At 68.5% G+C, this 22,540-nt stretch carries 18 protein-coding genes; 9 read left to right on the forward strand and 9 right to left on the reverse strand.

What is annotated here, in order from left to right; translation table 11 throughout:
- Window positions 1-58: 58 nt before the first annotated feature.
- Entirely contained in the window at window positions 59-949 is an 891-nt protein-coding gene (locus AC0NZN_RS14700; protein ID WP_474593181.1) for a formylglycine-generating enzyme family protein, read from the reverse strand.
- Window positions 950-1,055: 106 nt separating this feature from the next.
- On the opposite strand from AC0NZN_RS14700, the gene AC0NZN_RS14705 reads away from it, so the two are divergent.
- Complete coding sequence (locus AC0NZN_RS14705; RefSeq protein ID WP_474593062.1) at window positions 1,056-2,285, forward strand: NAD(P)/FAD-dependent oxidoreductase; 1,230 nt, start codon at window positions 1,056-1,058, stop codon at window positions 2,283-2,285.
- Window positions 2,286-2,433: 148 nt separating this feature from the next.
- A complete protein-coding gene (locus AC0NZN_RS14710) occupies window positions 2,434-4,683 on the forward strand; it encodes a winged helix-turn-helix domain-containing protein (protein ID WP_474593063.1) in 2,250 nt (749 codons plus the stop codon).
- Window positions 4,684-4,689: 6 nt separating this feature from the next.
- Here the strand turns inward: AC0NZN_RS14710 and AC0NZN_RS14715 are convergent, their stop codons facing one another.
- From AC0NZN_RS14715 to AC0NZN_RS14735, 5 genes are read right to left on the reverse strand one after another with little or no spacing between them, the layout of a single operon-like run.
- Complete coding sequence (locus tag AC0NZN_RS14715; protein ID WP_474593064.1) at window positions 4,690-6,009, reverse strand: DUF2254 domain-containing protein; 1,320 nt, start codon at window positions 6,007-6,009, stop codon at window positions 4,690-4,692.
- Between the two features lie 21 nt (window positions 6,010-6,030).
- Complete coding sequence (locus AC0NZN_RS14720; protein WP_474593065.1) at window positions 6,031-8,415, reverse strand: hypothetical protein; 2,385 nt, start codon at window positions 8,413-8,415, stop codon at window positions 6,031-6,033.
- 30 nt (window positions 8,416-8,445) lie between these two features.
- Window positions 8,446-9,252, reverse strand: a complete 807-nt coding sequence (locus AC0NZN_RS14725) for a trimeric intracellular cation channel family protein (protein WP_474593066.1) — start codon at window positions 9,250-9,252, stop codon at window positions 8,446-8,448.
- A gap of 51 nt (window positions 9,253-9,303) precedes the next feature.
- Complete coding sequence (locus AC0NZN_RS14730; protein WP_474593067.1) at window positions 9,304-10,446, reverse strand: hypothetical protein; 1,143 nt, start codon at window positions 10,444-10,446, stop codon at window positions 9,304-9,306.
- Window positions 10,447-10,471: 25 nt separating this feature from the next.
- Window positions 10,472-12,034, reverse strand: coding sequence for a sulfatase-like hydrolase/transferase (locus AC0NZN_RS14735; RefSeq protein ID WP_474593068.1), 1,563 nt, complete (start codon window positions 12,032-12,034; stop codon window positions 10,472-10,474).
- Between the two features lie 187 nt (window positions 12,035-12,221).
- Here AC0NZN_RS14735 and AC0NZN_RS14740 point away from each other — a divergent pair, with 187 nt between their 5' ends.
- From AC0NZN_RS14740 to cls, 3 genes are all read left to right on the forward strand, one after another.
- Window positions 12,222-14,618: an arylsulfatase gene (locus AC0NZN_RS14740; RefSeq protein WP_474593069.1), complete on the forward strand. Its 2,397-nt coding sequence runs from the start codon at window positions 12,222-12,224 to the stop codon at window positions 14,616-14,618.
- A 55-nt stretch (window positions 14,619-14,673) separates the two neighbouring features.
- Window positions 14,674-15,324 (forward strand): hypothetical protein, encoded by a 651-nt coding sequence (locus AC0NZN_RS14745; RefSeq protein ID WP_474593070.1) that lies wholly within the window; start codon window positions 14,674-14,676, stop codon window positions 15,322-15,324.
- Window positions 15,325-15,465: 141 nt separating this feature from the next.
- The gene (gene cls / locus AC0NZN_RS14750) at window positions 15,466-16,941 is read left to right on the forward strand and encodes a cardiolipin synthase (RefSeq protein ID WP_474593071.1); all 1,476 of its coding nucleotides are present in this window, start codon (window positions 15,466-15,468) and stop codon (window positions 16,939-16,941) included.
- Window positions 16,942-16,950: 9 nt separating this feature from the next.
- Here cls and AC0NZN_RS14755 read toward each other — a convergent pair whose 3' ends face one another.
- The gene (locus tag AC0NZN_RS14755) at window positions 16,951-18,273 is read right to left on the reverse strand and encodes a chloride channel protein (RefSeq protein ID WP_474593072.1); all 1,323 of its coding nucleotides are present in this window, start codon (window positions 18,271-18,273) and stop codon (window positions 16,951-16,953) included.
- 11 nt (window positions 18,274-18,284) lie between these two features.
- Window positions 18,285-18,812 carry a DUF1269 domain-containing protein gene (locus AC0NZN_RS14760; RefSeq protein ID WP_474593073.1) on the reverse strand — a complete coding sequence of 176 codons (528 nt, stop codon included), beginning with the start codon at window positions 18,810-18,812 and terminating at the stop codon, window positions 18,285-18,287.
- A gap of 322 nt (window positions 18,813-19,134) precedes the next feature.
- Here AC0NZN_RS14760 and AC0NZN_RS14765 point away from each other — a divergent pair, with 322 nt between their 5' ends.
- On the forward strand, window positions 19,135-19,962 hold the full coding sequence (locus tag AC0NZN_RS14765) for a GAP family protein (RefSeq protein WP_474593074.1): 828 nt from the start codon (window positions 19,135-19,137) through the stop codon (window positions 19,960-19,962).
- Between the two features lie 12 nt (window positions 19,963-19,974).
- Here AC0NZN_RS14765 and AC0NZN_RS14770 read toward each other — a convergent pair whose 3' ends face one another.
- Entirely contained in the window at window positions 19,975-21,120 is a 1,146-nt protein-coding gene (locus tag AC0NZN_RS14770) for an AI-2E family transporter (protein ID WP_474593075.1), read from the reverse strand.
- A 161-nt stretch (window positions 21,121-21,281) separates the two neighbouring features.
- Between AC0NZN_RS14770 and AC0NZN_RS14775 the strand changes: the two genes are divergently transcribed.
- Genes AC0NZN_RS14775 through AC0NZN_RS14785 form a run of 3 tightly spaced genes read left to right on the forward strand, consistent with a single transcriptional unit; the run spans window position 21,282 to window position 22,497 of the window.
- The gene (locus AC0NZN_RS14775; protein WP_474593076.1) at window positions 21,282-21,668 is read left to right on the forward strand and encodes an SHOCT domain-containing protein; all 387 of its coding nucleotides are present in this window, start codon (window positions 21,282-21,284) and stop codon (window positions 21,666-21,668) included.
- Between the two features lie 32 nt (window positions 21,669-21,700).
- The gene (locus tag AC0NZN_RS14780; protein ID WP_474593077.1) at window positions 21,701-22,120 is read left to right on the forward strand and encodes a DUF6325 family protein; all 420 of its coding nucleotides are present in this window, start codon (window positions 21,701-21,703) and stop codon (window positions 22,118-22,120) included.
- 11 nt (window positions 22,121-22,131) lie between these two features.
- Window positions 22,132-22,497, forward strand: coding sequence for an SHOCT domain-containing protein (locus AC0NZN_RS14785; protein WP_474593078.1), 366 nt, complete (start codon window positions 22,132-22,134; stop codon window positions 22,495-22,497).
- The last annotated feature ends 43 nt before the right edge of the window (window positions 22,498-22,540 follow it).

A 22,540-nucleotide genomic window follows, 5' to 3' on the forward strand; every position in this document is an offset into this window, starting at 1 on the left:
GGACCGGCGGGCGACATCATCCGGATGGGATGAGAGTCGAGAGACGTCGCGCGGGAACTCAGGCGTCGACCGCGCAGCGGAATCCGATGTGCGACATGCCGGTGTCCTCCGCCTGCGGCGACCTGGCCGCCGGGCGGAATCGCAGGCAGTACTCCGGGGAGCACAGAAACGATCCGCCCTTCAGCACGCGACGGGGAATCGACTCGCCCTCGCGCGCGCTGGCGGTCGCGAGGAGGTTCTGCCGCCGGCCGGCATCCACGGGGCTGTCGCTGAGCACGATGTGGCGCGGGGTGTAGAAATCGCTGGTCCACTCCCACACGTTGCCGATCATGTCATACAGCCCGAAGCCGTTCGCGGGGTATGAGCCGATAGGTGCGGTGCCGCCCACGCCCTGGTTGTCGTAGGGGAAGCGGCCCAGCCACGAGTTGGCCTGCGGCACCCCTCCGGGGTAGGCGTCCTCGCCCCACGCGAAGCGGGCCCCGTCCACACCGCCGCGCGAGGCGAACTCGTGCTCGGCCTCGGTCGGCAGCCGCATGCCCGCCCACGCGGCGTAGGCCGTCGCATCCTCGAACGCGACGTGGACGACGGGATGCCGCATCCTGTCGTCGATCGACGACCCGCGCCCGAACGGCGCGCGCCAGTGGGCGCCCGGCTCCCACCGCCACCAGTTGCGCCAATCGCGCAGATCGACAGGGCCGGGCGCCGGCGTGAACACCATCGACCCCGGCTCGCGGTCCTCGGGCGCGACGCCCGCGTAGGCCGGCCCGACGAGCGGCCGCTCCGCCACGGTGATGTAGCCCGTGTCGAGGACGAAGCGGGCGAAGTCCTCGTTCGTGACCTGATGGCGATCGATGCGGAACGTGGCCACCGTCCGCTCCACCACGGGCTGTTCGTCCGGGTAGAACTCCATCGATCCCATGTGGAAGGACCCGCCCTCGATCAGCACCATCTCGCGCGCGTCATCCGACATGCGACCACCGTAGCGACTGGCGCGCAGGGCGATCTCATACTTTTTGGATGACGCGGACGCCCGCGTTCGCCTCTAGCTTCCAGACATGGCCGGTGACCGCACTCCCGCGCCTCCGCGGATCGTCATCCTGGGCGGCGGGTTCGCCGGGGTGGGCGCGGCACGGCGACTCGATGGTGTCGACGCGGACGTCGTCGTCGTCGATCGTGACGAATCTCAGACCTTTCAGCCGCTGCTGTATCAGCTCGCGACGGGGCTCCTGGACACCAGCGCGGTCGGACATTCTCTGCGCGGCCTCCTCGGAGACCAGTCGAATGTGACCGTCCACCAGGGAACCGTGACCTCGGTCGATCTCGCGGCGCAGGTGGTGCACGTCGACGGACTGCCCTCCCTCTCCTACGACTACCTCGTGTATGCGCTCGGGACCGAGGTCGACAGGTCGAGCGCGCGGGGAGCCGCGGACCACGCGTTCCCGCTGCACACGCTGAGGGATGCGGTGCGCCTGCGCGAGCACCTCGCCGAGCGGTGGGCGGCCGCCGATCGGGATCCCGCGCTGATCGAGGACGGCGGCCCGACGGTCGTCATCGCCGGCGGAGGAGCGACAGGCGTCGAGACTGCCGGCGCCGTCGCAGAGCTGTATCGCCGGCGGCTCTCACAGAGCTACCCGACGATCTCCGAGAGTCAGGCGCGAGTGATCCTGGTCGAGGCCAAGACAGAGCTGCTCTCGGAGTTCGCCCCCGGGCTCCATGCCTACGCGGAACGCGCGCTGTCCGAACGGACCGTCGACGTCCGCACGGGAGAGCGCGTCACCGCGGTCTCGCCGACTCGGGTGACGCTCGCATCGGGCGCGGTGGTCAACGCCCACACGACGATCTGGAGCGCGGGCGTCCAGGCGACATCGGTCGCCCGCGGCCTCGGGATCGAGCTGGAGCAGGCGGGCCGGATCGGCACGGATCGCACGCTCACCCTCGCCGGCCATCCCGAAGTCTTCGTCGTCGGGGATGCCGCAGCCATCGGGGACCGGATGACGGGGGCGGTGCTGCCGCAGCTCGGCTCGGTCGCCCTCCAATCCGGACGGCATGCGGGGGCGTCGATCGAGCGACGGATCAGCGGCGAAGAGAGCGCCCTGTTCCGCTATCGCGACAACGGCGCGATGGCCACGATCGGTCGGGACGGGGCGTGCGCCCAGCTGCCGGACGGCGCCACGATCACCGGGCCCAGAGCTCAGCTGGCCTGGCTCACCATGCACATGGCATTGCTGCCGACGAGCGGCGACCGGATGACGGCGCCTCCGATCACCAAGCACCGAAACGGCTGATCCGCCGCGGTCCCGGCCCACGGCATCCGAAGGTCCGTGAGCCGAGCCCGGCCGCGGCGACGGGAACGCGTCCCTCCTCGCACGCCCGGCGCCACCTGTGCCAGCATGTGATGAGGGCCAGGCCCGATGTTGCCGAGGGAAGTGCGACATGGCTGATGTGCGTGACGATCTCGATGAGAATCGGGCTTTCGATCTCATCACGTCGAAGCTCGCGCGCCCGGCGGCGCGCGCCGGAGTCGTGCTGCGTCATTCCCTGGTCGAGCGGCTGGCGCGGGCGGATTCGAGATCGATCATCTCCGTCGTCGCGCCGGCCGGGTACGGCAAGACGACGCTCCTCACGCAGTGGGCGGATCAGGATGAGCGGCCGTTCGCCTGGGTCTCGATCGACGAATACGACAATGACCCGAAGGTCCTGCTGACCTACATCGCCGAGTCCCTCTCCCGCATCGCGCCGCTGCCTCAGCGGGTGTTCGACGCGTTGAACTCCCCGGGGTCGTCCGTCTTCGCCACCGCGGTCCCGCGGCTGAGCGCGGCCTTGGCGTCGATCGCGACGCCCATGGTTCTGGTGCTCGACGACGTCCACCTGCTGCAGAACCGGGAGTGCCGCTTGGCCGTCCGGGTTCTCGCCGACAACGTTCCCGAGGGATCCGGGATCGTGCTCGCCGGACGCACCGACCCTCCGCTGCCGGTCGCGCGGCTCCGCGCCGAGGGGAGGCTGGTCGAACTCGGCATCGAGGATCTGACCCTGTCGGTCGAGGAGGCCGCTCTCCTGCTGCGCGGAGCGAACGTGGTGGTCGACGCCGAGGAACTCGACGACCTCTACCGGCGCACGGAGGGCTGGCCCGTCGGGCTCTACCTGGCCGCCCTGTACATGAGGTCGGGTGGCACCTCCCGCGGCGCACCCGATCGGTTCGCCGGGGACGACCGATTCGTGAGCGCATACGTCGAGTCCGAGTTCCTGTCTCGGATCTCCGAGGCGCAGCGGCAGTTCCTGACCAGAGCCGCAGCGCTCGACCGGATGTCCGCACCGCTGTGCGAGGCCGTCCTCGGCCTCCCCGGCGCCGCCGCCACGCTGGCGGTGCTGGCCCAATCGAATCTTCTGCTCGTCCCGCTCGACCATCGCGGGCAGTGGTATCGATATCACCACCTCTTCCGCGACCTGCTGCGCGGGGAGTTGGAGCGCCTCGAACCGGACCTGATGCCCGTCCTCCGGAAGCGGGCGGCCGCCTGGTACCTCGAGCACGACATGCCGGAGGAGGCCATCGAGTACTCGATCCTGGCGAACGACGTCGAGAGCGTTGCACGCCTCCTGCGCACGCAGTGGAGCCCGACCTACCGTCAGGGGCGCACCGCGACGCTGCAGCGATGGTTCGCCTGGCTGGATGACAAGCGCGGGATCGAGCTCCATCCGCTCAACGCGATGAACGCGGCCTTTCTCGCCCTCACGACGGGTCACCCCCGGGAGGCCGAGCGATGGGATGAGGCCGTCGAGCGGTGGCGCACACAGCCGCAGAGTCCCGCCTTCGACGACTACAGCGAGGGCATGGCCGCGATCCTGCGGGCCATGACCTGCCGGCGCGGCGTGGACGCGATGCGCGAGGACGCCGACGAGGCGGCGCGATTGCTCGGCGCCGTCGGCTTCCGAGGGGCGATCACACCGCTCCTGCAGGGAACCGCGCGGGAGCTCGACGGGGACCTGGACGCGGCGGATGGATTCTTCATCGAGGCCCAGGACATCGAGCGGTCGGCACCCGACATCGGCGCGCTGGTGCTGGCCGAACGCGCACTGGTCGCGGTGGCGCGGCAGGACTGGCGGGCCGCCCAGGCGAAGATCGACGACGCCCGCGCCGTCCTCCTCGACGCCGGAGTCGAGGAGTCGTACGTCGCCGCCATCGTCAGCGCCGTCCGCGCGCGGGTGCTGCAGCACTTCGGCGACGTCGTGGGAACGCGGCGCGAACTCACGTCCGCCCTCCGGCTCCGCTCGCTCCTGACCTACGCGCTGCCCCATCGCGCCCTTCAGTGCCGGCTGACTCTCGCACACGTCGAGCTGGGAATGGACGACGTGGAGGGCGCCCGCACGCTGATGCTCGAGATCGACGACATCCTGCGGCGCCGGCCGCGCCTCGGCGTTCTCGTCGACGACGCCGAGGATGTGCGTCGGCACCTCGCGGCGCTGGAGGGCTCCGGTGTGGGCGGCGCTTCTTCTCTCACGTCGGCGGAGCTGCGGGTGCTGCCGCTGCTGGCGACCCATCTCACCTATTCGGAGATCGCGGTGGAGCTGTTCGTCTCGAAGAACACGATCAAGTCGCAGGCCTACTCGCTCTTCCGCAAGCTCGACGTCACCTCGCGCAGCGAGGCGGTCGCACGATCACGGGAGCTCGCTCTGCTCGAGGGATGATGCCCGTCACGCGGTGGGGGAAGCCCCGCCCGGGCGGGACCGTGACATCCCGATGCCCTGCCGATCGGCCACCAGCGCGTCCGCGCGCTGTGACTCCGGGTAGGCGGATGCGACGGCATCATCGAGCAGCGACAGCTGACGCTCCAGCGCGGGTCGGCGGCGCTTGGGAAGGTCCTCCAACAACGAACCGAGCAGGGCCCGCAGTCGTCGCGCGATCTGATACTGATTCCTGCCGAACTGGCGGATCTCGTCGAGCGCCAGTTCCACGAGATCGTCCCAGGTCGGTGTCGGATAGACGAGACGGATGACGCCCCCTTTGTCTGCGATAGCCCCCACCGACAGGTGCTTCTGCGCGGCATAGCGCAAGAGGTCCTCGATCCGGTCGATCGATTGGACCGCCGTCGTGGGGTCGTTCACGGCGGGAGAGAGGGCTTTGATGGCAACGTCGACGAGGGTGCGGAGAGCGAAAGCGGGATCGAAGTCGATGGTGCGCTCGTCATCCATGATCACCGCGCGGCGCAGCCGCGACTCCGGAATGGTCTTCGCCCCGTAGACGCTCAGCAGTCGGCCGCGTGCCGGCACGTGATCGCCGACCGCGCTGTCCATGCGGATCAGCGCATCGGCCCGGCGGGCCATGGCCACGAGCGCCATCTGGTCGAGCGTCGCGATGACGGCGCCGACGTTTCCGGCGGTCACGACCTGGACCGGCGTCTCGGACATCGCCCGTTTCACGACCTGGTCGGCGTGGTCGGCCTCGGACTGGCTCGGCGGGTAGACGGCGTCGAAGACATGGCGGGCCGCGGCATCCACCTCCTGCACGACCCGAGCGACGCGCAGCCCGTTCATCGTGTGATCGATGAGCAGAAGGAACATCACGATGCTGAGCAGGGTCAGCATCGTCGCTGCCACCAGGCTGCGCGTCGGCGGCGGTTGCCCCGCCGCCGTGTTGATCTGCGCGGTGGTCACGAGCGCGAAGAGGAAGGTCGCGATGAAGGTGCTGAGCGCCAGGTTGAGCGTGCGGTCGCTGCTGAACCACCGCACGAGCCGCGGCGAGAATTCGCTCGTCCCGAATTGGACGATGAGCAGGACGACGGATGTGACGAAACCCGTGAAAGCCAGCATGCCGCTCGCAAGCGCAGACATCGCGACCTGGATGCTCGATGCGCTCGCCTGGAATCCGAACGTCGCCGGATCGGCGGCGTCCCAGCGCAGCAGCGCGAAGCTCAGGACGAGGGCTACCGCCGCGTAGATCGCGGGGAAGAAGAGCATGCTCCGCCAGACGCTCGTCGCGGCCCGTCGCAGACGGATGTCGCCGGGGAAGTTCACGTCAACCGCCCCCTCCCCGACTCAGGTGCCGTCGATCGTGTAGCGGAATCGTCCGTTCTGCGTCGTGGCGCCCTGCGCCGCGCCCTCGGGCAGCTGATTCAGCAGGGCCTGCTGGTTGAGCGCGAGGGTCTGGGCGAACGCATCGTTCGCCTTCGTCACGCTGGCGGCGACCTGGCCCGCGGCGGCGTTCGCACTCGCCTGGGCGGATGCCTCGGCGGCCGCGATCGCCGTGGCGGCCTGCGCCGACGCGGCTGAGACGGCCGCGGAGGTCGCGGCCTTCGCCTGCTGCACGGCCCGGCTCACGTTGGCGTTCGCCGACTCCAGCGCATCGTTCGCGGCGGCCCGGGCAGCCGCGACGGCCGCGGCGGCCTTCTCGGCGGCGTTCTGCACGGCCTTGCCCGCGGCATCCTGCACGGCCGTGTTCATCGTGCTGGTGAGGCTCTTCGCATTCGCCGCGCTCTGGGAGGCCTCCGCCTGCAGTGTGGACATCAGCGTGTTGCCGGCGCCCTCCGCATTCGCGAACTGCGCGGCGACGGCGGCCGCCGCATCCGTCTCCGCGGTCTGCGCCGCGGTGATGTCCGACAGGAGCTGCCCCGTGGCGGCGGATGCGAGGCTGTTCGCGCTGTTCAGCACGGAATCGGCCTGCGTGAGGAGCGCGGCCGCATCGGCCACCAGTGTCTGCCGGACGTGATCGATGTCGGTGAGGGCGCTGACGAGCAGGTCCGCACGGTCGCGCTCCGCCTGCAGGTCGGCGTTCAGCTTCTGCAGGGCCGCGTCGGCGGGGTGGTTCAGCGCATCGACGTCCTGCTGGATCTGGTCGAGCTGCTGGCGGATCGTCACGGCCTTGTCGATCGCGGGCGGCAGCTTCGCGGTCAGGTCGGACAGCGCCGACGAGATCTTCTGGGACGTCGCCTTCAGCGTCGTCGCGATGCCGACGAGAGCGGTCGCGGCCTGGCAGATCGACTGCGCGTCGGCTGTGCTCGATGCGATCGCGGCGGCCGTCGCATCCAGTTTCGTCTGGATCGGGTGCATGTCGAGATCGCCGAGAAGGGTCGTCAGCTGAGCCTCGAGGCCGGCGAAGTCGGTCTGGGGCAGCCCGGGATCGGTGAGGGCAGGAACCGTGAGGTGCGGAGCGATGAAGGCCGGAGAGGCGGGCAGCTGCAGGGACGACGCACTGATCCCGAGCGGGGGGATGGCGGGCAGCGAGAGCCCCGGGAGCGAAAGGCCCGGCGCCGAGACCGCGGGCAGCGAGATCGGGCCGAGCCCGCCCTTCGAGGAGGTCGTCGACCGGGAACTGCCGAAGGTGCCCGAGCGCTGGCTCAGCGCATCGAGGGCGCTCTGCACCGCCCCGATGGCCTGATCCGCGGCCGCCTGCGCTGTTCCCAGCACCTGCGTCGAGGTCGCAGCCGCCTGCCCGGTGATCGTCGCCGGGTCGAGGGTGATGAGGAAGAGGTACGCCTTCGGAATCGAGGTCTTGGGCGAGGTCATCGTCAGAGTGAAGGTCAGACTCGTGTTTCCGAAGGGGGCGAACATCGACTGGGTCCAGGCGATGGAGACGCCGTTCTTGCTCGCGGCGGGCACGGCGCCCGGCGCGGTGAACGCCGTCGCGGTCTGCGGCACGGTCGTCGTCAGGTAGGCCACGATGGGCACGGGCACGTCGACCGTCTGCTGCTGCGGCGTGCCGTCGAACCCCGTGAAACAGGTGGCGATCGGCATGGTCGTCGTGTTCTTGAGCTCGTAGGTGACCTGGACCGTGCCGTTCTTGTCTTTGATGTCCTTGCCGATGTCGCTCGCCGGGACGGCCTTGCCGTCGAACGTGTAGCTGACGGTGACGTCGACGGGCAGCGGCTTGGTGTACTTCGAGTCGAACTTCATGTCGGTGATGCCCTCAGGGCGCAGCGCGATGTCGGCCACGCCGTCGGAGGCAGTCGGCTTCGGGGAGTTGCCGCGGTGCTTCGAGTCCTTGATCTTCAGGTGTGACGTCGAGACCGGGACCTGCACGGATCCCGTCTGGTTGCCACTGGCCGAGACGACGGTCGTCTCCGTCGGCGCCTTCGACGGCGACCCGCCCGCATCCATCTTCGCGTCCACGCGCTGCGTGACACCCACCCAGTCGCTGCCCGCCGTCGAACCGGGCGTCGCAGGCACCGGACTGTAGGGCGTCGACTCGTCGGGGGATGCGCAGGTGGTGCTCTGGGCGGCAGCCGCGGAGCCGCTGGATGACGCGGCGGGCGTGGAGGATCCGGTGGGGGTGGCGCCCCCCGCGGTGCCACCCCCGCCGAAGCATGCGCTCAGTGCGAAGGTCACGACGACGAGCACCACCACCCCGCTGCTGACGCGAAGGGCCGCCTTCTGCGGCCGTCGGCGGAGGGCCTGTCCGACGAGCCGATGCGAACTGGCGTTCATGAGTTCCCCCTCAGGCGGACGCGGCGCGGGCTAGGAGCCGGATGCGCCGCCGGACGGACTGTCGACGGCGAGTCCGAGATCGTGCAGCTCGCGCTGCGACTTGCCGGCGAGCTTGCGGCCGAGCAGCGGTCGTCCATCGTCGTGCTTGTAGACGCCCTTGGGCTCCCTCGCGAGCGGCTCCTCCCAGCCGCGGTACAGCGCCACCATCCGCAACGTGTATCCGATGACGAACGAGATGCCCGCGGCCCACCAGGTGTTCAGACCGAAGGCGGTGCAGATCACCCAGATGATGCCCGTCAGGAGCGCGATGCTCACGAACCACTCACCGCGGATGAACTGCTTCGGTGTCACACCGCTCGACACGTCGACGTACCAGCGCCCTGCGGTCGGGCCGATCACGGCGATTGCCAGCACGCCGAGCACGGGGAGGCCGACGCCCTCGGCCTTCTGTGCGCCGACGATCGCGTACAGCGGGAGAGAGAACGACGTGAAGAACTGGAAGAGGCCCTCGCGGAAGAGCTGTCCCTTGCCGAAGGCGAGCGAGTACCCGATGAGTCCGAAGACGAACGCGAGGAAGATGTACGCCGGGTTGGTCAGCGCACCCGGCACCTGGTTCAGGATGACGTCACGCGTGATGCCACCGCCGAGACCCATCAGCATCGCCATGCCCAGCACGCCGATGATCGTGAAGTTCTTGTAGTGGTCGGGGCGACGGGCGAGGAGCGCACCGTTGAGCGCATTGACGCTGGCCGCGATCAGATCGAGAGTCGTGAAGCTCCCGATCCACTTCCAGCCGCCGAAGTCGATGTTCGCGGCCATCACCACAGAATCCAGCATTGACCTTCCCCCTTCTTGGTGTGGTCGTCGCGCGTCCGCCCGGCCGGCTCGTCAGGCGGCCTCGAGGAGGGCCCCGCCCTCGACCGGGTTGAATCGCACGATCAGGTGCTGCATGCCCGGACGCCGGAACGGCGCCAGGAGGGTGTCGTCGACGGGTCGCTCCGTCCAGGCCAGCACGATCGACGTGTCCGGAGCGAGAACCGCTCCGACGCTGCGCAGCCGCCGGGCCGAGACTCCCCGCCCTGCCCAGAGCCCGAACAGTGCACCCGCGACGATGCCGAAGACGCCCCACAGGACGCCCGTGACGAGCGCCTGGTGCACCGCGCCCATCACTCCGCCGCCGCCGACGGCGCCGATGACGGCACCGCACACGAGTCCGAACGCGGCCCAGCTGATGAGCGACTGGACCGAGTTCGCGCCGGCGCCGTAGCTGGGCGAGCTGACGTGGCGCCGGCCGTCGGCATCCGCGTGCAGCACCAGTTCGACGTCGAGGGCCGGAGAGGTGCCCGTGCCCTTGGCCGCCAGGGCCGCGACCTCCTTCGCCGTGGCCGCACCCGGATAGCGCAGCAGGATCATGGAGAGCACGCCGGTGCGATCCGGCGCGATCGCCCCGGTGCCGGTGACCTTCTCGAGCTCGATGGGATCGGCGGCTCCCGCGAACACGCGCCCGCTGAGGTCATCGCCGATGACGACAGCGCTCGCGGTCTTCGGAGAATGGGCGGCTGCGGCCGTCATCAGCGCTCGCACGTCCCGCGTCTGCGCGAACGTGACGAGAGCCGACGAGTCCGCCGGCACACGGCGACCGATGCGCGTCAACTCGTTCTTCGCCAGCAGGTGCTCCGTGTAGAGAGCCCACAGTCCACCGCAGATCGCTCCGAGGATCGCCCAGATCGCGAAGCTCTCGAGCCCTCCCGCGATGAGGCCGAACACGCCCCAGGTGAGGAACGCGGTCCAGGTCCCCTGCGCGACCCGCCGCGGGTCGTGGACGGATGCCTTGTTCTCGGCGTCCACCTCGAGGATGACGCTGTCCAGCAGCACGCTCTCATGCGACTTCAGCTGCGCATCCAGATCCTTGCGAGCCGCTCCGGCGGACTTGCGTCCGCCGAAGCACTCGAGCAGGACCAGGACCGGGCCCCCCGATCCGGTCCCGGTCCGGGCCCCGGCATCGCCGGGGCCGTGGGCCACCTCGCTCATCGGCCCCTCCCCCTCTTCGAATCCGTCACGAACCCGAGTGGTGGCTCATCCCGTGGTCGGGCTGGTGGTCCTTCACGTCCATGGCCGCCGGGTGCGGGTGGTGCAGCGTGGTGATGTACTGCACGATGGGCCCGATCTGCAGGTGCTCCTGCGGTACGAGCTCTCCCGGCGCCGGGGGCGTGTAGGGGTCCGGCGTGCCGGGCTTGATGGGCGGTTCCATCGCCAGGGACTTCAGGAACGCGCCGGCCGCGGCTGCCATCGGATGAGCGACCCAGAAGTGCGGGAAGTCCACCTGCATCTCCTCGCGCGGGTCCCACTCCAGGTTGAAGATGTGCGGGATGCTGTAGGGCACCCACGTCGAGTAGAAGTCGTCCTGCTGGAAGAGGTGCGCCTTCCACTGCCGCCACTTGATCGCCTGCAGCCGGTTCCCGTTGAAGCAGAGGATCGTCTCGCGCCCGGACTCCTCCGCGTCACCGAGGAGGAAATCGCGCATGTCCACGCCGTCGATCGCCCGGTCTTTGGGCACGGCTCCGCCTCCGGCCAGCACCAGCGTCGTGAAGAGGTCGACCTCGTGGACCAGCTCATTGCTGACCCGTCCCGCCGGGATCTTGCCCGGCCAGCGGATCATGCAGGGCGTGCGGTTCGAGCCCTCGAGCGCGGTGAACAGCGATCCGCGCCAGGGTCCCGAGAAGCCGTTCCACTGGCCTCCGAGCGGGTCGGGGTCGCTCGCAGGCGCGCGGTACGTCGAGTCCGCGCCGTTGTCCGACGCCCAGACGACGATGGTGTGGTCCGCGATGCCGAGCTTGTCGAGCTCGTCGAGCACGCGTCCCGTGAAGTCGTCCATCTGCGTGAGGATGTCGGCCCAGTTGCCGCGCTTGGTCTTGCCCGCGTACTCGGGGTCGGGGATGGGCGGGATGTGCACCTGGGTGTAGGGCAGGTACATGTAGAACGGCTTGTCGTCCCCGTGAGAGCGGTTCATGAAGTCGATCGCCCACTCGGTGATCTTCCGGTCGAAGCTCGCCCGGAACTCGGCGTCGTAGACCGACACCGGGACGGGGTCCTCGCCCTTCTTCCGTGAGTAGATGGTCTCCGGCTCGATCGGGATCTCCATCGCGCCCGCGTAGGGCTTGGCCGTGACGTTCCCATTGGGGAAGTACGACTGCGTGGTCCACAGCACCTCGTCCGCGGTGCGCGGGGACCACACGGCCTCGTCGAATCCGAAGTCCACCGGGCTGCGGTGCGCCGGATCGCTGCCGAGGTGCCACTTGCCCCACATGCCGGTCGCATACCCCGCGTCCGACAGCGCCTGAGCGCTCGTGATCTCCCAGCGCGTGAGCCCGTCCGGGGGCGCCATCGCGACGCTGTGCGTTCCCGAGCGGATCGGGTGGCGCCCGGTGAGGATCGCCGATCGGCTCGGCGTGCACTGCGCCTCGACGTTGAAGTTCAGGAGCTTCAGTCCTTCACTCGCGAACTGGTCGATGCGCGGCGTCGGAGCGCCGCGCAGGACGCCGCCTCCGTAGCATCCGAGCTCGCCCCAGCCGAAGTTGTCCCAGAAGAAGACGATGATGTTCGGCTTGTTGTCACTCATGTCAGTGATCCCCCCGCGGTCGATTGGGTGTCGTCGGACGCCGGCTGCCCGGAGCCAGGTGCCCGACTCTGTGGTGCACGCTAGGAGCCCGCTCAGGCACCCGCATCATGCGGATGGGATGAGATCACGACGACACCCCGCTGGGAGGATGCAGACATCGTGGCTCCACGGGAAAGGAACGTCTCTCATGGAAAAGAAGTTCAACGGCGTCATCAACCTCGATGTGCGGGATTCCGTCCCGGATTGGGAGCCGTATACGCAGCCGAAAGCAGGGGACGGCGCACCGAATGTGCTCTTCGTCGTCTGGGACGACACCGGATTCGGCACTTTCAGCCCGTTCGGCGGTCCGGTCGACATGCCGGTGATGCAGCGGTTGGCGGACAACGGCCTGCGCTACACGCAGTTCCACACGACATCCATCTGCTCGCCGTCCCGCGCCGCGCTGCTCACGGGGCGCAACCACACGACGGTGGGCATGGCGTGCGTGGCGGAGGCCACGGAGGGCTTCCCGGGGATGAACGGGCATATCCCGTTCGAGACGGCGCTCATCGGCGAGGTGCTCCAGGAGCGCGGCTACAACACGTACATGCTCGGCAAGTGGCACTGCGTGGCGGACGACGAGACCAACATGGCGTCGACCAAGCGCAACTGGCCGACGGGCCGCGGATTCGAGCGCTTCTACGGGTTCCTCGGCGGTGAGACCAACCAGTACTACCCGGATCTCGTGCAGGACCAGCAGTTCGTCGAGCAGCCGGCGGCGCCGGCCTCCGTCGAGGAGTGGCAGGCGGGCAAGGACGGCTACATGCTGACCACCGACCTCGTGGACCGCGCGATCGCGATGATCGGGGATGCCAAGCAGATCGCGCCCGACCGCCCCTTCTTCATGTACTTCTGCCCGGGTGCGAACCACGCTCCCCACCAGCCGCCGAAGGCGTGGGCGGACAAGTACAAGGGCCGGTTCGACGAGGGCTACGAGAAGATCCGTGAGCAGATCCTCGCGAAGCAGAAGGAGCTCGGCATCCTTCCGCAGAGCACCGGGCTCTCACCCATGAACCCGCTCGGAGACCTGAAGAGCGTCGACGGCAAGCCGCAGCCGGAGGTCGACATGGTGCGGCCGTGGGACAGTCTGTCGGACGACGAGAAGACGCTGTTCATCCGCATGGCCGAGGTGTTCGCCGGCTTCGCGAGCTACGCCGACGATCAGGTGGGTCGGCTGATCGACTACCTCGAGCAGACCGGCGAGCTCGACAACACGATCATCGTCATGCTCTCCGACAACGGCGCATCGGGCGAGGGTGGCCCGAATGGATCGGTCAACGAGAACAACTTCTTCAACAGCGTCCCCGACGACACGGCGCAGAACCTGAAGCAGCTCGACATCCTCGGATCACCGGGAACCTACAACCACTATCCGACCGGATGGGCGATGGCGTTCAACACACCCTTCAAGCTCTTCAAGCGCTCCACCTGGGAGGGTGGCGTCTGCGACCCGATGATCGTCCACTGGCCGGCCGGGATCACGGCGAAGGGCGAGCTGCGCGACCAGTACACGCACGTCACCGACGTCGTCCCCACGATCTTCGAGTGCCTCGCCCTCCAGCTGCCGGAGCAGGTGAAGGGCTACACGCAGTGGCCGCTCGAGGGCACGAGCTTCCGCTACAGCTTCGAGGACGCATCGGCGAAGACGCAGAAGCGGAGCCAGTTCTACCAGATGCTCGGCACCCGTGCGCTCTGGCGCGACGGCTGGAAGGTCGATGCGCTGCACGCCGGCGCTCCGTCCGGCTGGTCGCACTTCGGCCAGGACACCTGGGCGCTGTACCACACGGACGAGGATCGTTCGGAGCTGACCGACGTCGGCGACCAGCATCCCGAGCTCCGCGACGAGCTGATTGCGCTGTGGCACGTGCAGGCCGGCCAGTTCTTCGGCCTGCCCCTCGAGGACCGCACCGCGCAGGAGCTCCTCACGATGGATCGCCCGCAGCTCATGCCCCCGCGCGATCGGTACGTCTACTATCCGGGCACCCTGGAGGTGCCGGAGGCGGTGGCAGTGAACGTGCGCGGCAGGTCGTTCAAGATCGCGGTGGACGTCGACATTCGATCCGCCGATGCCGAAGGCGTGCTGTTCGCGCACGGCCACGTGTTCGGCGGCCACGCGCTCTACGTCACGGGCGGCAAGCTCGTCTACGTGTACAACTTCCTGGGCGAGAACGCGCAGGTCATCACGTCGGACATCGACGTGCCGCAGGGGCGCAGCATCCTGGGCGTGGAGTTCGTGAAGGACCACTTCGAGAAGCTGCGCAACTCGCCCGTGCCCAACCAGTGCATCGGCGACGCCACCCTCTACATCGGCGAGACGCCGGTCGGGGAGTACAAGGGGATGGCGACGCAGCTCGGCAAGTTCGCGCTCGCCGGCGAGGGCCTGAACATCGGACGCGACGGCGGCGCCCCCGTCACCTTCGACTACCCCGGCCGGCAGCCGTGGAGCTTCACAGGTGGCGTCATCAAGGAGGTCGTCGTCGACGTCTCGGGAGAGGCCTACCGTGACTACGAACTCGAGGTTCAAGCGATGATGAGCAGGGACTGACGCCCCGGCCTTCCGCGCCGGAGAAGGACTCAGCCGACGCCGGTACGATCGGCGGATGCCGAAGCCCCGGACGCGCGTGACGCGCCTGCGCCGCGAGTCGTGGGGCTTCGCCATCGGCTCGGTGCTCTTCGCCGTGGGCGTCGTGCCCTGGTACGCGGACACCGTCGGACCGACCTGGGATGCGGCGACCTTCTTCGTCGGCTCGATCTTCTTCACCGGCGCCGCGTTCGTGCAACTGGCTCTGAGCGGCAGGCGACCGCCGCGGCGCTCTTCGGCCGCGGGCGAGTTCGCGGACTGGTGGTCGGCCGTGATCCAGTTCGTCGGCACGCTGCTGTTCAACGTCAGCACGGGCGCCGTCCTCATCGGCGTCGTCCGTGAGACCTCGACGGCGTCCACCGGGTGGCGTCCGGACGCCTGGGGCTCCGCGGCATTCCTCCTCGCGAGCGCGCTGGCGATCGTGGCGGCGCAGCGGCGCCACGAGCTGTGGGACCGCGACGCCCGGACGCTGCACGGCACGTGGCTGAACATGATCGGCTCGATCTTCTTCGGCATCTCGGCGGTCGGCGCCTACGTCCTCCCGTCGACGAACGACATCTACAACGTCCTCTGGGTGGATCTCGGCACATTCCTCGGCGCGGTCTGCTTCTTCGTCGCCGCCGTGCTCGCGCGCCGCTCGCTGGAGCTCCGGACGAGGCCCGCCGGGTGATCCGGGAGGAGGGGGATGCCGTGGCCGCCACGGCATCCCCCTCCTTCGCGCTGTCGGACAACCACCCCGCGCCAGCCGCCCGCGACGCGCCGCACCGGTCGCCGTTCGCGCGGGAGCCGCGAAACAGGGCACACTGCTCTCGTGACTGCACTGCTTATCGCCAATGGGTCCTGGGTGCTCGCGCTCATCGTGCACGCCGCGATCGTCATCACCGCGCTCATCGTGCTCCCCCGCGATCGCAAGCCGACCGCCGCGATGGCCTGGCTGCTGCTGATCATCGTGCTGCCCGGACTCGGCATCGTGCTGTTCCTGCTCATCGGCAGCTATCACCTGCCGGCGAGGCGCCGGGCGGAGCAGAATCGCGTCGACGGGATGATCAGAGCGAAGGTCGCCGAGAACGCGGTCTCGACGATGGATGCCGCGTGGCCTCGCTGGTTCCAGCGCGTGGTCCAGCAGAACGAGTCGCTGACCGCGCTGCCCGCGACGCTCGGCAACGAGGCGACCCTCTACGCCGACTACCAGGCGTCGATCGACGCGATGGCGGCGGAGATCGACACGGCGACGAGCTGGGTCCACGTCGAGTTCTTCATCGTCGCGTGGGACGACACCACGCGCGGCTTCTTCTCCGCGATGGAGCGCGCGGTCGCCCGCGGCGTGACCGTGCGCCTTCTCGCCGACTACGTGGCGACGCGCAAGGTGGCCAAGAGCAAGGAGACGTTCGCCGAGCTCGACCGCATCGGCGTGACATGGGCGTGGATGCTGCCGGTCCAGCCGTTCAAGGGCAAGTATCAGCGCCCCGACCTGCGCAACCACCGCAAGATCGTCGTCGTCGACGGAAAGGTCGGCTATATGGGGTCGCAGAACCTCATCTCCCGCGACTACGACTCGCCCAAGAACCAGAAGCGCGGCCTCATGTGGCAGGAGCTCGTGACGCGTCTGACGGGTCCGGCGGTCGCCGGGCTCAACATCGTGTTCCTGTCGGACTGGTTCATCGAGGCCGGCGAGGACCTGCAGAACACCGAGCACGTGCCGGTCCCCGAGCTGCCGGCATCCACCTCGTCCGACGCGCTGCTGTGCCAGATCGTACCGAGCGGGCCGGGGTACGTCACCGAGAACAACCTGAGGCTGTTCCTCGCGCTCATCTACGGGGCGACCGAGAAGGTCATCCTCACGAGCCCGTACTTCGTGCCGGACGAGGCGATGGTCTACGCGATCACGACCGCGTGCCAGCGGGGCCTCGAGGTGCAGCTGTTCGTCTCCGAGATCGGAGACCAGACCATGGTCTATCACGCCCAGCGCTCGTACTACGAGGCGCTTCTCGAGGCCGGGGTGCGCATCTTCCTGTACCCGGCGCCGTACATCCTGCACTCGAAGCACTTCTCGATCGACGACGACATCGCCGTCATCGGCTCGAGCAACATGGACATCCGGTCGTTCAGCCTGAACATGGAGGTCTCGATGATGGTGCGCGGCGAGTCCTTCGTGGCGCAGATGCGCGAGGTCGAGCAGGCCTACCGCGACGCGGGCCGCGAGCTGACCCTCGAGGAGTGGAAGAAGGAGCCGCTGAAGTCGACCTTCCTCGACGGCGTCATGCGGCTCACCTCCGCGCTGAACTGATCCTCGGCGCTAGGCAGCCGTCTTCGTGCGCTTCTCGCGACGGGCGGCGATGAGGCGCAGCACGGCCTGCACGACCAGATACGACGTGACGACCGAGACCAGGACAGGCGCGGTGTTCAGGGCGCCCATCTGTGTCGTGAACGCCGCGAAGAGCACCATCGCGAACGGGGCCGAGACGAAGCCGCCGACGACGGATGCCAGCATGCAGGCGAATGTCAGGCCGAGCGGCAGCACGGGCAGAGCGAGATGCAGTGCCACGCCGGCCGTTCCTCCGACGAAGAGCGAGGGGAGGATCGGGCCGCCGACGAATCCGCTTCCGAGGCTCACCCCCATGGTCACCATCTTCGCGATCACGAGCACGATCAGGAGGCCGATCCCGAGGGTGGGTCCCTGCGCGAGCACGACGCCCAGCTGGTCGTTGCCGGTCATCATCGTCAGCGGAAGCACGACACCGATGAGCCCGAACAGCGCCCCGCCGATCGTCGATTTCACAAGCGACGGCAGCCGCAGTCGGTTGAACAGCGCGCCGCAGAGCGTCACGATGACACCGAAGACAGAGCTGACGATTGCCGCGAGGAGACCCATCCCGACCGCGGCGATCAGGTACCAGTCCTGGTAGGCGAACGCCGGAACCGCGTAGAGACCGAGGAAGACCGCACCCGCGATCGCGAAGTAGATGCCGAAGCTGATGCTCGACGACAGGACCGTGGACACGAGGATCTTGGTGAATCTGGCGCCACCGGCACGGACGATCTCCAGGAACAGCATGACGACGATCAGCGGGCTCGAGAACAGCCCGCCGTACGCGCCGCCCATGCCGCTCAGAGTGGCGGCCGCGGCGTCGTCATCGGTCAATCGAGCGCGCGTGGCCAGGCCACGCCCGAGTCCTCCGCCGAAGGTGCCCAGCGCCTTCTCCGGGCCTACGCTCGCACCCCCCATCAGCGAGGCCGCGGACACCAGGAGGACGCCCGGGATCAGCCTCGGCTCGACCTTCGCCTCCTGGATGTCGGCGATCAGGCCGGGCGTCTTCTCCGGCAGTCGGGTGAGCATCCGCAGCAGACCGACGACGACGCCGGCCGCCGCGGTCAGGGCGATCCACCACCATTGCCCGCCCATCCATCCGGGGCTCGTGTACGCGTACCAGCTCTCGCCGAGGTGGAGTAACCACATGAAGACCAGTGAGAAGAGTCCGCCGGCGACTCCGAACAGGACGGCGTAGCCCATGAGCACCCAGTAGCTGCGGTTCCCCCCGCCCCCGCCTGTGGCTCGCGGGGCCGCTGCCTGCTCGCCGCCCGCGTCCTGACCGGAGTCTGCGCCGTCCTTGTCCGACACAGTCCCGCCTCTCAGTCGTCCGCGGTGACGTCGGTGTCGTCGCGCGACGCTTTCGACATGAGGTCCTTCAAGGCTTCGTAGTCCTCGGCGGCGACCGGCCTGCTGATGTGCTTGTCCGCCTTCACGAGGGTCGCCTCGGCCGTGTCCGCGGACTCCGCAGTGACGACGGCGATGACAGCCGAGGTCCCCGGCGGCAGGTACTCGTCGACGTCGACCCCGAGCTTCTTCTCCTCGTGCCGCTTCCTGAGCTTGCCGATCCCGGCGCCGACCGCGGCGCCGATCAGGGTCGCCACCAGCATGGGCGGCGCGAACAGCCCGACGACGATGCCGACGCCGGCGCCGGCGGTCGCGCCGTGGCCGACGGATGCATCGTGCTCCTGGAGGCGCACCTCGCCTTTCGCATCGCGAGTCAGCACAACGAGCCCGTGGAGGCTGTAGCCGCCCGCATCCTGACCGCTCTTCAGCGATTCCGAATCGGACACTGCCGTGCCCGCGTCGTCGTAAGTGCCGACCACCAAGGTCAGATCGTCTGAAGCCATGTCGCATTCCCCCGATTCCTCGTGGTCCGACCGTGGAATGGAACGGAATTGCGCATACAAGCGCCCCCATTGCGCATTCCGGATGCCGCACGCATTCCGCCGCACCCGAATCGGCAATGCCCCGTTGTCCCTGCGGCCTGACGAATCGGCCCCAGCGTAGCGGCGCGGGCACGCGCACATCAATCGTTGCCGGCCACGGACCGACACCGACGCGACACGTATCCGCGCCCTGTCTCGCCGACTCCGGATGCGGGTCGCATCCCATAGTGTGAACTGTGCGGCGCTGGGCTCGGGAGCGGGCGCTACGAACGATCGAGTGGGGGTGCGCGTGGTCTTTGTGCACCTGATACCGCTCGGCCTCGCTGTGGCGTTCAGCACCGTGCCCATCCTCGCGGCATTGGTCATCGTGCTCTCGCCGGCCCGGTCGCGATCGGCGATCCCCTACCTGATCGGCCTCATCTGCGGGATCTTCTTCCTCGCAGGCCTGGCGGCGCTGGCCGCCCAGTATGTTCCCGCCTCACCGCATGTGAAGCAGAGCGACCGGGTCATCGGCATCATCGAGATCGTCGTCGGGGTCCTGCTCACCGGCGTCGCCGCATGGTCCTTCTTCCGCGGGCGCGGGCGCGGAAACAATGCTCCGGCCGCCGAACCGGTCGCGACGGAGCATGAGGTAGAGCGCGCGGGTGCCTTGGGCGCTGAGACGTCTGCCAACGCGGATGCGACGGCCGCGGTGAATGCGAGCGCCGCGCTGAATGCGAGCGCGCATCCACCGTCTGCGACGCCGGGGGTGTACGCCGAGCCGGCATGGTTTCGCTCCGTCGAGAAGCTGGGGCCGCGTTCGTCGTTCGGCGTCGCGCTGCTGCTCAACATCCGCCCGAAGGCGCTTCTGCTCGCGATCGCCGCCGGCCTCTCACTGCACGCGGACGCCGGCTCGCCCAGGAACGCGGTGCTCGCCCTCGTGGTCTACACCGTCATCGGCGCATCCACCGTCGCCATTCCGATCCTCGCCGCCGTCGCCGCGCCGAAGCGGGCCGAGCGGCCGCTCACCGCCGCACGCGAGTGGCTCGTCACCCACGGGAACCTCATCGCGAGCGTGCTCCTCGTGCTCGTGGGGCTCCTCGTGATCTACCTCGGCATCCAGCGGCTCTGAGAGCAGTGGCCGTCAGACCTTGAGGTCCTGACGCGGGACGACGACCTCCCGGATGATCAGCAGCAGCGACGCCATCAGCGGGAGGGCCACGAGCACCCCGAGCACGCCCGCGAGCGCACCGCCCGCGAGGGCTCCGATCAGCACGAGCGCCGCGGGGATCTCGATCGCGCGGTTCATGACACGCGGACTGATGACATACGACTCGAGCTGGATGTAGACCAGGTACGCGATCAGGAAGATCAGGGCCTGCGTGGGGCTGGAGAACAGCGCGATGAAGGTCGCGAACACCAGGAAGATGACCGAGCCGAACAGCGGGATGAGCGTGATCACGAAGGCGATCACCGCCATGAGCGCCGGGTAGGGCAGATGGATCAGCACGTGCAGCACGAACACGGCGGCGGCGTTCAGCGACGAGAGGATGACGGAGCCGATGAGCGCACTTCCCACGGAGCCCGTGACGCGTTCGGTGAGGTCCTCCAGACGCAGGCGGTTGCGGGCCGGCGCGAGGGAGTACAGCGCCCTCTTCGCCGCTGAGAGGGATGCCAGGAAATACAGAGTGAGGGCGATGACGATGAAGCTCGCCGAGATCGCCGAGACGAAGCTGAGACCCACGTGCAGCACCCCTCCGCCGAAGGCGGCCAGCGTCGAAGGTGCCGATATCCACGCCGAGACCTGCTCGAGGGCCGCGTGCACCGACGCCTGGACGTCCGGTGAGAGCTGGGCGAACCAGTCCGTGTGCGGGATCTGCTCCACCGCGGATGGGATCGCACGGATCAGCTCTATGACCTGCGCCACGACCGGAGGGAGCATGAAGACGAAGAACAGGACCATCACGAGCGCGAAGGCGCAGAAGACGATCGCGATGCCCAGGCTGCGCTTCACGCGGTGGCGCTCGAGCAGCCGCACGATCGGATCGAGTCCGAGCGCGAGGAACATGCCCAGGACGATGTAGATGAGGATCGTCGTGATCGAGGCGATCGCGAATCCGACCACGAGCGCGCCGAGCACGCCGATCGTGGCGAGGAAGCCCGCCGCTGCCGGGTGATCGATCCCGGCGAGGATGTGCCCGAGGCGTCGCGGACGCTCTTCCGGAATCGTCGTCAACGGCTCCGCGATGGATGCATCGGCCTGCGCGGATGATCCCGGTTCGTCGCTCATGGGGACATGATGCACTCCCGGGTGCGTTCACGCCATCTTCCTGTGTTCATTTCCTCTCCGCGCCACGGCGAAGTAGTAGTGTCACCCTCGCAGGGTCCGCATATCCGCGGTCTGTCGGGGTCGGATGGGCGAATTGCCCGTCCCTACGATTGGTGTTGCTTATGGGTGGTAGTTTCGGGGACTTCATCGTCTGGGTCTTCTGGGTGTTCGTCTTCGTGGCGTATCTGATGGTGATCTTCTCGATCATCGGCGACCTGTTCCGCGATCACACTCTCAGCGGATGGTGGAAGGCCGTGTGGATCATCTTCCTGATCTTCCTGCCGTTCCTCACGGCGCTGGTCTACCTGATCGCTCGCGGCGGCAGCATGCAGAAGCGCGCGATGGCTCAGGCGCAGGAGATGCAGGCTGCGCAGGCGGAGTACATCCGACAGACGGCCGGTTCCTCGAGTGCCGCGGACGACATCGCGAAGGCGAAGACCCTCCTCGACTCGGGCGCCATCACGCAGGCCGAGTTCGACTCGCTCAAGGCCAAGGCACTCGCGTCCTGACGCGAAACCGAACAGGAGAGACAGGAGAAGAAATGACCGATTTCGACTACGGCCCCATCGAGTTCTACGCGATCGGCTTCGACGGCGACCGGCCCGGTCCCGCGGTGCTGCAGGCCATCGACGACCTCGTCGCCGCCGGCACCGTGAACCTGCTCGACCTCGTGTTCGCCCGCCGCTCGCCGGACGGCGAGCTCGAGGTGCTCGAGCTGTCCGACACGATCGACGACGGTGGCGCTCCCGCCCTCGACCTGGCCGGCCTCGCCGGTCAGGACGACATCCTCTACCTCGCGGAGGGTCTCGAGCCCGGCAAGTCCGCCGCGATCCTCGTCGTCGAGCTGCTGTGGGCGAAGGCCTTCGCCTCACGGCTGTGGGAGGCCGGCGGCGCGGTCATCGCGCGCGAAGGCATCCCCGCCCCCGTCGTGAATGCGTTCCTCGCAGAGAACGCCGAGTAAAGGAGAAGATCATGCCCCTCGGAAGAATGGGACGCCCCGGCCTCATCGGCATGGCGGCACGCACCGCGGTCGTCGCGGGCACCGCGACCGCCGTCTCCGGCAGCGTCTCGCGTCACCAGCAGGAGAAGGCGTACAACGCACAGCAGCAACAGGCCGCCGAGGCCCAGGCGCAGCAGGATGCGATGAACCAGGCAGCGGCTCAGGCCGTCGCCAACGCGCAGGCAGCCCAGGCGCAGGCCGCTCCGGCACCCGCCGCTGCGGCGCCGTCTGCCGGCGACGACATGATGGCGCAGCTCAGTCAGCTCGCCACTCTGCACTCGCAGGGCATCCTGTCGGATGAGGAGTTCAGCGCCGCGAAGGCGAAGCTCCTGTCCTGATCGGATCGACGATGAAGGCCGCGCCCCGTGGGGCGCGGCCTTC

It is taken from the genome of Microbacterium sp. sgz311019, from assembly GCF_056135325.1.